Below are 8,511 nucleotides of genomic sequence, written 5' to 3'. Positions count from 1 at the left end.
CAGAGTTGCCGTGCGTGTACACCTGCCAATCCTGCCCATCAAACCTTGCTAAGCCCCCGCCGAAGGTACCAAGCCAGGCCGTGCCCGCAGGGTCAAAGGCAATCGCCTCAATGTGGTCGTAAGGCAGACCGCTGGTCGCCGAGGTGAAGAGCCGCCATTCGCTGCCGTCAAGGACGGCTAAGCCGTGCCGCGTGCCGATCCACATGCGCTGCTTGGGGTCAAGGCCAAGGCATCCCACATCGTCCGAAGGCAGAGGGGAATTGCGCGTGTTCAAGATGGTCCACGCCCCACCATCGAACACCGCCACGCCCCCGTAACGGGTGCCTACCCACACACGGTTCTCGGCATCGATGACCACCGACCATGTGTAGTTGTCGGGCAAATCAGAGTTGACCGTGTCGTAGCGGGTCCATGTTGCGCCGTCGAAGCGCAGCAGACCATGCACCTTCGTTCCAACCCAGAGCACGCCTGTGCTGTCCAAGGCAATGTCGTAGATGGCCTGGGCCTGCGGCCCTTGCGGGTCATTGGAAGTTGTGGCACGTGCTCCAGGCGGAGCAGGCGGCTTGAAGTAGCTCCAGGAAGCGCCGTCCAACACCGCGAGCCCCTCGAATCTGGTACCCACCCAGAGCCGCCCTTCAGGAGTCGCCAGCAAGGAGAGGACATTGTTGTCAGGCAGACCGGAGTTCTCGCGCGTGTACACAGTCCACTGCCCGCTCTGGCCGTACACAAGAGCAGAGCCCAAGAGTAGGACTGCCGTCACAGTCATGAGCATTTGCCGCCAACTGCACATGGGCCCTCTGGAATGTCCACCACTGCCGGCAAGGCTGTGTGTGCAAATATAGATGATCCACTCGTGACCTTCAAGAAGAATCGCCAAGAGAGCCTCAAAATCATGGTTAGCCGGTCCTGCAGAGCCATTTTCCGTTTGCTTTTCACGCTCGTTGTTGTAAATTTATGGTGTCCATTGGTTGGGCGAAGGCCAAAGTTTCGCGCTGCATATAGACGCCGACGTCCCGCCGCGCTTCTGGACAGGAGGATAATGAAAGGGGCGATATGCCACTGAAAGGGAAAAGAGTCGCCATTCTGGTGGCTCCGCGGTTTCATGATGAACAGACCACCTCACCTCATGACTTCCTCGCCAGCAAGGGAGCCAAGGTCGACTACGTAGGCACCTACAAGAGCAGATTGGCCGGCAAGAACGGCCGGCGGACGGTGGAAGTGACCCGCACCTTCGATGAGGCCGACCCTTCCGGGTACGACGCCATCGTCATACCCGGGGGTGACTCACCGGAGATCTTGCGGCTGTCGCCCGAGGTCCTGAGCTTTGTGCGGCAGTTCTGGAGTCTGGGGGGCACTGTGGGGGCAATCTGCCACGGGCCCCAGGTGCTCATCTCGGCACAGCTCCTTGCGGGCAAAAGGCTGACCTGCTACCCCGGCATCCGTGACGATGTGCTGTTGGCAGGCGGCCTTTACGAGGACAGTCCTGTGGTGGTGGATGGACAGCTCATCACCTCACGCCGCTCCGAGGACTTGGCCGAGTTCAATCGCGCCTTGGCCGAGGCGCTGGCCGTTCGCCGCCCGGTGAGCGAAACTAAGCCTTCTGAGGCGCTGCAGGCTTTAGCCCTGGCGGTGGCGCGCGAGAAAGGCGCGCAGGAATTCTATCAGGCTGCGGGAGAACGCTTTGCGCAGCCAGCCATCCGCAACAAGTTCCTCTATTTGGCAGCCGTGGAGCAGGAGCATTTCCAGCAGCTCTCCGACCTGTACCGGACGCTGACCGGAGGACCGCCGCCGGACACAGGCAAGAAGGGCGTCGAGGTGACGAAACGGACGCTCACCAAGAACATGACTGTCGAACAGGCCATCTCCGTGGCCATGGAGGCAGAACGCGCAGCCTACGACTTCTACCTGTCGGCAGCTGGCCGCGCCAAGTCGGCGAAAGCGCGTGACATGTTCCACTTCCTGGCCGAGCAGGAACAGGAGCACTACCGCCTACTGTCGGTGGATCTGGCGGCCCACCGCGGCGGCACCGGCCACTTCCAGTGGGCCACCTTCTGGGACATCCCGCCGGGGATGGAAGACCTGTGGTAGCCTCCCCCTCCAGGAGCAGCAACTGCAGTCATCCATCCGGCGCGCGAATGGCGAGGTGTAGCTCGATACCGTCGGAGGTCAATTCCATGCACAGAACGAAATGGCGACAGGCTGTCCTCCTGCTGTTTGTGAGCCTGTTCGCCGGTTGCGCGCGGCCGCTGGTGCGCCCCTACTATCCGCACCTGTCCAGCGAAGCGCTCGACCATGAAATCCGCCGCGTTGCCAGCTCTGGCTGGAGCAATCAGCAGAAGATGGTCTACTACTCCGAGCGGTTCTTGGGCGCCCCCTATGAGCTCTATTGCGAGGGCGACGGCCCCTACGCCCGCTACGACACAAGGCCGCTGCTGAACCTCAAGAAGCTTAATTGCATGACCTACTGCGAAATTGTGCTTGCCCTTACGCTGGCAGATTACTACGAGGACTTTTTCAACATCCTGCAGCACATTCGCTATCGGCAGGGAATCATAGGCATGGCCAGTCGCAACCACTATACCATGGCCGACTGGCTGCCGGCCAATAGCTGGTGCCTGGAGGACGTAACGGAGCGAGTCGGCGGCAACGACGCCACGCCCCTCACCCGCACCATCAGCCATCAGCGCTTTTTCGCCGGCAAAGGGTTTGTGGATCTGCCCGTGTTCCTGCCCGATCGCGAGGTGACAATTTCCTACATCCCCCTGACGCGCCTGGCCGCCCACAAGGACAGCCTCCGCAGCGGGGATATTGTCGCCCTGATCCAGGATCGGCCGGGCATCTTTTCGGCGCACATGCTGCTGGTCATCCGAAACGAGCGCGGGCTCTTTTTCCGCCATGCCAGCATGAGCGCCGGCAAAGTGGTGGACACCCCCTTTGCTGACTATCTGGCCAGTCTCATGCGGAACCGCCGCTACTTAGGAATGAGCTTCATGCGCGTGCGCGAAGAGGTCAGGTGGCGCGACGGCCCGTACACCCATGGCAAGTTCATGCTGAACAGCGAATGAGTCGTTCGCAGCGCCGCTTTGTTTACGTGCAAGGCACCGACCCTCTCTGCGACATGGCCGACACCACTCCTTTCGGCATTGCCTTCAGGGAATAGCCAGCAACTCATCAATTCTGACGAACCGGTAGCCGCGCCGCAGCAGCTCTTCCACCAACGGTCCGAGCTGCAAGAAGACCTTGTCCTGTCGCTGCGCGCCGAGATGGAGGAGCAAGAGGAAGCCGTTGAGCCCATTTGGGTCCTGCTGCTCATAGGCGAGAATGTCCTGAAGAATCGCAGTGCCGGGAACAAAGCCCTTCTCCCCCTCAGGAATCCAGTCGCGATGCGAACCACTGCCCGGAGTGAAGTTGCATAGCACCACGCCCATCTCATTGGCCCACCGCACGTGGTCTTCGTTGTACCACTCATAGGGCGGAATGAAGTAGACCACCTTGGCGTGCCGGAGCGCACCCAGAGCGCGTAGCTCGCGCAAGTTCTGCCTGAGGTCCTGGCGAAAGAGCCGTCTGCCTACCAAACTCTTGGACCTGTCCTCCCAGGGCGAATACAACAGGTGGGCGTGCGAGTGGGGGCCAACGTAGTGCCCCTGCCCAACCATACGCCTGACACAGGAACGCCGCTCCGGCTGGGAAAGGAATGCCCCGGTGAGGAAGAAGGAGGCTTTGATGCCGTGGCTCTCCAGCGTGGATAGGATGTGCTCACACCCCTCGCCATAGTCGCCGCCGGTGAAGATCAAGGCGAGGACGCGCACAGAAGTATCGCCGCGGACGATGCCGGCGTGGTCGTGGCGCCACCGCGGGTGATGCTGAATGAGCGAGGCACTTCGGCTCCCATTCCGGCAGGCGAGGCCAGCTATGCACACGGACGCAACCACAGCCGCCCACAATGCCAGGTAGCAACTGTGGGCGGCGCTCGTCCTGGGGTGCACAGCACTCAAGGTGGGGGATTCGTTCACGCCGCCTTTGCTTTGCGGTTTAAGGCCTTGCGGCGCCGCACCGCTTCCAGGCGCATAAAGTCCTTAGCCTCGTCGTTGCGGTCAATGGTCGCCTGGTCGATGGCGTGGTCGGTCCCTCCGGCGTGGCGCACGACCTCGTAGATGGGCTCCCACACCCGTCCGATGCGGTAACGCTCCGACAGGCGCAATACCAAGTCATAGTCTTCGCCGTAATTGCGCGCATACGGGGAATCGTTGGTGCCAAAGCCGCCGAGTTCCTTGATGACCTTGATGTGCGCGGCGCGCGGCGCCCCAGCTCCGTTGATGCGCAGGAGGTTGTTCCGCCCGTTCTTCTCCGTCCACTCGTCGTGGGTCACTACGGGGATGGACTCCATGCGCGACAGCTCGCCCGTGTGCTCGTCCTTCTGCCAGACTTCGTAGGAACCGATGACCATGCCGATGCGCCGGTCGGAATCAAACACTTCGAGGATCTTTGCCACTGCGTTGGGCTTCAGGCGGTCGTCGGAATCCAATTGCACGTAGTACTTGCCGCGCGCCACCTGCAAGCCCTTGTTCAGGCAGTAGCCGATGTTGTTGATGTCCTCAACCAGCAGGGTGACCTTGGGCTTGTTGGGATCGTACTTCTCTCCCCCAGGCAAATAGGGCTTCACCCCCTCGATGGTGGGATCGTCCTTGCCGCCGTTGACGACGACAATGACCTCGACGCTTGGCACTGTCTGTGCCTGCACACTTTCGATGGCGGTGCCGATGAACTCCTTGCGGTTGAACACCGGAATGACGACGCTGGCAATGCAGTCAGAGAACTGGCGCTCTTCGGCGCGGGTGTAGGTGACCTTCTGGTAGTGGGCACCTGGCGCCAGATAGGCACCGATACGTTTCAGGTGCTCGGTGAGGGCATGCTCCATCTCCAGCTGGACCTCCTTGCTGGCGAGGAGGTAATCGAAAACGTTATGTTTGGCGGCAGGGGCCTTGACTACGTAAGCGTGGCCGTTGCGCGCTGCGGCCAGGTGCACCAGGCGGTAGCGTGTGGCTACCTTCAGCCGCAAGTCATAAAGGTCAGCGGCCGCGTACTTCTCGTCGAGCCCGCCGACTTTTTTGACCACCGCTCGCGGCAAGAGCCACACCGGCCCATAGTCCTGATTGTCGCGCAGGCGCCCTTCGTGGTGACCGAGCAAGTGGATATCGCGCTCTGTGCCGTCAGCGGCAATCAGGCGATAGTCGGCGTACACCAGGCCGGTGTCTCTGTGCCTGCCCGCGGCCATGAGGAGCAATTCCAGCGTGCTGGTGCGAAAGGAGACGTGTGCGCGGATGTTGTCCACGAGCAGCACCGCGTCGCCGGTAGCGCGGGCGAGCGCGGCGTTGAGGCCTTGCGCCCGGTTCTTGAACGTCCCCGGAAGATGGATGATGCGCTCATCTTCCAGCAGAGGCGGGCGCGCCGCCTTCTTCCCGCGGTAGTCAACCAGGATCAGTTCCCAGTGGGGATAGTTCTGGTTGACGAGTGTCTTGATGCTTTCATTGAGCTCGGCGTCGCTGTAACTCAGCCCCTCCCGATACTGCATGATCACACTTACCTTCTTCATCCGCACACTCCTCTCGTTTGCAAACAGCGGTTGCCACTTCCTTCCGGACCAGCATCTTCCGTTCCATTGCCCCTCAGCGGAGCAGCTTACCGGCTTTCTTGTTGTTCGAGGTCGAGAGAATCATCAGCGCTCTTGGTCCGGCACCTGAGCCGTAGATGAACTCCACGCTGATGTTCTCTTTAGCCAGTCTACTGGCCATATCCGCCAAAGTTCCCGGCGTATTGTCCAGCTCCACGGCCAACACCTCGCTTTCGCCGAACACATAGCCGGTGTTCTGGAGTGCCGTCTTTGCTTTGGCCACATCGTCGACCACCAGTCTGACCACTCCCCAGTCACGCTCGTCGACCAGCAGGGTGCCGAGCACGTTGACGCCGGCCCGTCCCAGTTGCGTGCACAACTCCTGAAGAGTGCCCACTTTGTTCTGCACGAAAACCGAAAGCTGCTTGACCATTTCCGCCATGGTTTCACCTCTTTGCTGGTTCACTTGTTTCCGCCGGAGGCTCCATCCCGGCACTCGGTTGCCAGACGCGCCGGGCCACTCTTGGTCGCTGCACGGCTCTGCTCACCGGAAAGTCCGCCGGCCTATCGCTCCATTGGCTGGCATAGAGGTGGCGGTCAAAGAAGTTCCATGTAGCCAAGCCATCCTCGCTCTCAGGTTCCAGCAGGTAGGCAAGCAGAGGCGCCAGCGGCTGAGCCGTATCCACGAAAAAGTCGCCGGCCGCGAAGACCTTGCTCTGCTCCTGCCATGACCCGGCCAAAGTCACCAGAAAGTGACCCTGGTAGGGACGCGGGGTCGCCTCGATCTTGTCCACATGGTAGCTCTGCACCGTCAACGTGCAGCTCTGCGCCAATCTTTCCACGACTATCCCGTGCTGCACCAGCTTTGCTGCCACCTCCTGCAACTGACTCGGGAAGAGATAGGCCGCAGGGAAGGGCACCGTGCTGGTGGGAACGTATTGGCCAAGGTAGGGCACACGATAACTGCGCGGCCGTTCGGTGGGCCTGATGCGGCTTCTACCCGGCTCCTCGGTAACCGTCGCAAACTCGTAGCTCAGCACCTCGATGGGCTCGGGCAGCGCCTGCACCTGTGACCGCAGCGCCAGACTCCAGGTGGAATCACGCGCAGCACCCCGCGCCGTGGTGCCCCGGTCTATAGCACGGACGATGATGCTCATCTGGCGACCGTGCTGGGCCGTGTACCAGAGGATGCACTCCAAAAAGGCGCGACAGGCACGCACCCGCGTCGCAAAGTCCGCGTAGGCATAGTTCTCGTCCAGAATGGCAAAGCGGTTGCGCAGGCCGATGTAGTTGGTGCTGTAGCGGCCCTCGCTGCCGAAGCTCTCCCAGCCTTTTTCTGGCGCCGCCAGGTCGACAAAGTTGCCGTACGGCACGCTGTCGTAGCCATGCGTCTGCTTGAGCCGCCGCGTCACCTGCGGCAACATCTCCGCGCGGAGATAGCGGACGATCTCAGGGTGCGTGTTTGGGTTGTGCGGCACCGCGTAGGTGACCGGATGCCGATGTGGCGAGCCGTTTGTGGTGTGGCAGTCTACCACAAGCACAGGATCCCAGCGCAAGAGGACGTTGGCCAGCAGACCCTGGTTTTCTGGAGTCTCCAGCTTGATGAAGTCACGGTTCAGGTCGAGGTTCTGACCGTTGTGGCGCACGCCCACGCCACCCTCCGGCCCATGCTGGCTGCGCCGATTGCTGGGGCTAATGCGCTCGTTGCCGTCCGGATTGTAGATGGGGGCGATGAGGACCACCTGATTCTCCAAGAGCGAGGCCAAATCGCCCAGGAGCATGTCGCGCATCAGCATCAGCGTGGCCTCTTTGCCTTCCACCTCGCCCGCGTGGAGGTTGGCGATGATGAATACCACGGGCCGGTCCTCCAGCCTTGCCTGGGCCGGGGACAGGGGCACGGGTCGCCCTAACACTGCCAAGGGCACAGGCCGGCCTTCGCTACTGACGGCCATCGTCTCCACGCGCAGGTCGTCGGACAGCTGTTGCAAGGTGTCAAGAAAGGCGACGACCTCCTGGTACCGCGACGTCTGGGTAAAGCCGGAGCGCTCCGCCCGCGTCAAGGGAAGCAAAGCAGCCGGCGCGCTGCCGTGCACGGTCGCACTCACCAGCACCAGGGCTAACACCGCCAAGCGGCTACTGGTCAATCATATCCTCCATTTCCGAATCCGTTTTCCTCATGAGCAAAGGAGCCTGCCCCTTCTGCCCGAGTGCCGTTCTGCGTCATTCCTCAGGGGGCTGTAGACTGCTGGTCAAAAGGTTAGCCAGCAAGATGCCGATGAGCAGCACCACCACACCGACAATGAGCACCAGGCCGAGGGCGATTCCTGCCAGATGCACTCCCTGCTCCCGGGGGTCTGTGCTCTGCCGGCGTGCTATGACCTGGTCGTAGAGCAGCTTCCCGGAGAACACCACGAAGAGAAAGATGCCCAGCGCCACTCGCGCAAAGTCGCCCATCCCTTGCAGGCGACTGCGCACCGGCCAGAGCAAGTACAGGACGAGGGCCCACTGCGCTGCACCAAAGATGGCCCGCCGCACGGCTGAGCGCCGTGCCGTCTTCTCAGAGCCAGAAGGCGTCTTCGATGTGCTGGACCCGCACGCCACTGCGTTCCCACACCACGGCAATCACGTCAAAGCGGCAGTCGACATCCTCGATTGCGTGCTCCTCCATGTAGAGGGCAGCCGCCTTGCCCAAGTGCCCCTGCTTGCGCCTATCCACCCAGCCTTCTGGCGGCCCAAAAGAGCCAGAACGGCCTGCCTTGACCTCCACGAACACCAACGTCTCGCCGTCGCGGGCGACGATGTCAATCTCGCCGTGGGCGCAGCGGTAGTTGCGCGCGACAATGCGATAGCCCTTGCGTTCGAGGTAGGCCGCAGCCACCTCCTCGCCCTTGCTGCCGGTT

Annotated in this window: 9 protein-coding genes; 2 read left to right on the top strand and 7 right to left on the bottom strand. The window is 61.7% G+C overall.

The genetic code is table 11. From position 1 onward, the window contains the following. The coding region (locus H5U38_06890; protein ID MBC7186745.1) for a hypothetical protein at window positions 1-766 on the bottom strand (766 nt) is incomplete at its 3' end. A gap of 287 nt (window positions 767-1,053) precedes the next feature. On the opposite strand from H5U38_06890, the gene H5U38_06885 reads away from it, so the two are divergent. Next, the gene (locus tag H5U38_06885; GenBank protein MBC7186744.1) at window positions 1,054-2,088 is read left to right on the top strand and encodes a DJ-1/PfpI/YhbO family deglycase/protease; all 1,035 of its coding nucleotides are present in this window, start codon (window positions 1,054-1,056) and stop codon (window positions 2,086-2,088) included. An 86-nt stretch (window positions 2,089-2,174) separates the two neighbouring features. Further along, window positions 2,175-3,065, top strand: a complete 891-nt coding sequence (locus H5U38_06880; protein MBC7186743.1) for a DUF1460 domain-containing protein — start codon at window positions 2,175-2,177, stop codon at window positions 3,063-3,065. A gap of 84 nt (window positions 3,066-3,149) precedes the next feature. Here the strand turns inward: H5U38_06880 and H5U38_06875 are convergent, their stop codons facing one another. The 6 genes from H5U38_06875 to H5U38_06850 form a co-directional block, all read right to left on the bottom strand. Continuing rightward, window positions 3,150-4,013: a polysaccharide deacetylase family protein gene (locus H5U38_06875; protein MBC7186742.1), complete on the bottom strand. Its 864-nt coding sequence runs from the start codon at window positions 4,011-4,013 to the stop codon at window positions 3,150-3,152. Next, window positions 4,010-5,593, bottom strand: a complete 1,584-nt coding sequence (locus tag H5U38_06870; GenBank protein ID MBC7186741.1) for a glycosyltransferase — start codon at window positions 5,591-5,593, stop codon at window positions 4,010-4,012. The genes H5U38_06875 and H5U38_06870 overlap by 4 nt, the downstream gene beginning before the upstream one ends. Window positions 5,594-5,666: 73 nt before the next feature. Beyond that, window positions 5,667-6,053 (bottom strand): amino acid-binding protein, encoded by a 387-nt coding sequence (locus tag H5U38_06865; GenBank protein ID MBC7186740.1) that lies wholly within the window; start codon window positions 6,051-6,053, stop codon window positions 5,667-5,669. A gap of 4 nt (window positions 6,054-6,057) precedes the next feature. Beyond that, a complete protein-coding gene (locus H5U38_06860; GenBank protein MBC7186739.1) occupies window positions 6,058-7,755 on the bottom strand; it encodes a M14 family metallopeptidase in 1,698 nt (565 codons plus the stop codon). Window positions 7,756-7,831: 76 nt separating this feature from the next. Next, entirely contained in the window at window positions 7,832-8,146 is a 315-nt protein-coding gene (locus H5U38_06855; GenBank protein ID MBC7186738.1) for a hypothetical protein, read from the bottom strand. A gap of 22 nt (window positions 8,147-8,168) precedes the next feature. After that, on the bottom strand, window positions 8,169-8,511 hold a 343-nt coding region (locus H5U38_06850; protein ID MBC7186737.1), incomplete at its 5' end, for a YraN family protein.

The sequence above is a fragment of the Calditrichota bacterium genome (assembly GCA_014359355.1).
In the GTDB taxonomy this organism is placed as follows: domain Bacteria; phylum Zhuqueibacterota; class Zhuqueibacteria; order JANLFK01; family Oleimicrobiaceae; genus Oleimicrobium.
This window is presented reverse-complemented; position numbering and strand designations above follow the sequence as displayed.

Coding starts and splice junctions, on each gene's coding strand:
- H5U38_06885 (MBC7186744.1), top strand. CDS start 1,054: ATGCCACTGAAAGGGAAAAGAGTCGCCATTCTGGTGGCTCCGCGGTTT.
- H5U38_06880 (MBC7186743.1), top strand. CDS start 2,175: ATGCACAGAACGAAATGGCGACAGGCTGTCCTCCTGCTGTTTGTGAGC.
- H5U38_06870 (MBC7186741.1), bottom strand. CDS start 5,593: ATGAAGAAGGTAAGTGTGATCATGCAGTATCGGGAGGGGCTGAGTTAC.
- H5U38_06865 (MBC7186740.1), bottom strand. CDS start 6,053: ATGGCGGAAATGGTCAAGCAGCTTTCGGTTTTCGTGCAGAACAAAGTG.